Origin of the sequence: Neorhizobium sp. BETTINA12A, assembly GCF_023006485.1 — a bacterium.
GTDB lineage: Bacteria > Pseudomonadota > Alphaproteobacteria > Rhizobiales > Rhizobiaceae > Neorhizobium.
Window position 1 is genome coordinate 1 of sequence record NZ_JALBGW010000302.1, and the last position, 2,169, is coordinate 2,169.

At 63.9% G+C, this 2,169-nt stretch carries 2 protein-coding genes; both read right to left on the reverse strand.

Annotated features, from left to right (window positions below):
* Positions 1-949, reverse strand: a 949-nt coding sequence (gene murF / locus MOV61_RS29575; protein ID WP_247139129.1) for a Mur ligase family protein, incomplete at its 3' end; no start/stop codon positions are given.
* The coding region (locus MOV61_RS29580) for a UDP-N-acetylmuramoyl-L-alanyl-D-glutamate--2,6-diaminopimelate ligase (protein ID WP_247139130.1) at positions 946-2,169 on the reverse strand (1,224 nt) is incomplete at its 5' end. The genes MOV61_RS29580 and murF, both read right to left, overlap by 4 nt.

Below are 2,169 nucleotides of genomic sequence, written 5' to 3' on the forward strand. Positions count from 1 at the left end.
CAAGCGCCGCTATGGCGCCGGCCATGTCCGCGCCGACCAGCAGGCAAGCGCCGAGAACCGCCATGGCGTTTTCGGCGATATGCCGGCCGGGGGCGCCGATATGGACTTCAGACGTCTCGCCGTTCAGCACCGCCCAGACGACCGAGTTTTCCCCGTTGCCTTCAAAGTCCGCCAGCCGGAAATCCGCCTTGGCATGCTGGCCGAAAGTGTGGATGTGCGAGACACCCGCCTCCTGCGCCTTTTTCTGAAGAAAGCCGAACTGCTTGATGTCGCGATTGAGGATCGCCGAACCGCCGGGCTCCAGACCTTCAAAGATCTCGGCCTTGGCGGCGGCAATCTCCTCGAGATTCTTGAAATGGCCGAGATGGGCCGCGGCGATCGTGGTGATCATCGCCACATGCGGGCGCACCATCTTGACCAACGGACGGATTTCGTCGGGATGGTTCATGCCGATCTCGAAGACGCCGAAGTCGCAATCGGCAGGCATGCGGGCGAGCGTCAGCGGCACGCCCCAGTGGTTGTTGAAGGAGGCGACCGCCGCATGCACCTTGCCGGACGGTACAAGTGCGTGGCGCAGCATTTCCTTGGTGGTCGTCTTGCCGACCGAACCGGTGATGGCGACGATGCGTGCCCGGCTGCGCGCACGCGCAACAAGCGCCAGTTTCCCGAGCGCGGCAAGCACGTCTTCGACGACGATCATCGGCACGCTCAGCTTGCCGAGCGCCGGCAATTTCGATTCGTTGACGACGATCAGCGTCGCACCGTTGGCGACCGCCAGGCTTGCATAATCATGGCCGTCGACCCGGTCGCCCCTGATGGCGAAGAAGGCTTCTCCCGGCCCAATCGAACGGCTGTCGATCGAAATGCCGGTAATGCCCGCCGGAAGCGAACCAATCGGGCGACCGCCCATGGCAGCGGTCAAATCCTCGGATGTCCATAGCCAGGTCACGATTTCAGCTCCTGCAATGCCTTGCGGACTTCGACGTGATCGGAGAACGGCAGGACCGTGGTGCCGATCGTCTGGCCTTCCTCATGGCCCTTGCCCGCAACAATCAATGTGTCGCCCGACTGCAGCATGCCAACCGCCTCGCGGATCGCATTGGCCCGATCACCGATCTCGACGGCGCCCGGAGCGGCCGCCATGATCTCGGAGCGGATCACTTCGGGAATTTCGGAACGCGGATTGTCGTCGGTTACGATGACGATATCGGCAAGCCGCGTCGCCACGTCGCCCATGATCGGCCGTTTGCCCTTGTCGCGGTCGCCGCCGCAGCCGAACACCACGATGACGCGGCCGGTCGTGAAGGGGCGGACGGATGCCAGCACGTTTTCCAATGCGTCCGGTTTGTGGGCATAATCCACGTAGGCCAGTGCGCCGTCTTTTGTCTGGCCAACCAGTTCGAGACGACCCGAGGCGCCGACCAGCTTTTCAAGGGCGGCCATGGCAACGGCGGCCGGAACCCCAGTCGACATGGCAAGCCCCGCCGCGACCAGCGCGTTCGACACCTGGAAATCGCCCGCGAGCGGAATATCGACTTCGAAAATCTGCTCGCCGACGTGAATTTCGGCCGTCTGCTTGTGACGGAAATGCTCGACCCGCTTCAGGCAGAGATAATCACCCCGACGACCGACCGTGCGAACATCCAGGTCGGCCACCGTCGCGACCCGCATCGCCTCCTCCGACCAGGGATCGTCGGCGAAGATGACGACGGGCGAGCCCTTCGGCATCAGCGTATCGAAAAGCCGCATCTTTGCGGCCATGTAGCTCTCGACGGTCGGATGGTAGTCCATATGGTCGCGGCCGAGATTGGTAAAACCGGCAGCCGCAAGACGCACGCCGTCGATCCGGCTCTGGTCTAGGCCATGGCTGGAAGCTTCTATGGCGGCATGGGTAACGCCTTCGGCAGCCAGTTCCGCCAGCAGCTTCTGCAGCTCGACCGGATCCGGCGTGGTCAGCGTTCCGTAGTCGTTGCGGGTGGGCGAAACGACGCCGGTCGTGCCGATCTGAGCCGCGGCATGGCCGGCATGCGCCCAGATCTGGCGGGTGAAGGAGGCGACGGAGGTCTTGCCGGCGGTGCCCGTGACCGCAACCATGGTTTCCGGCTGCGCACCGTAGAAACGGGCGGCCGCGAGTGCCAGCAGCCGGCGCGGATTGGAAACGGCAAGGAT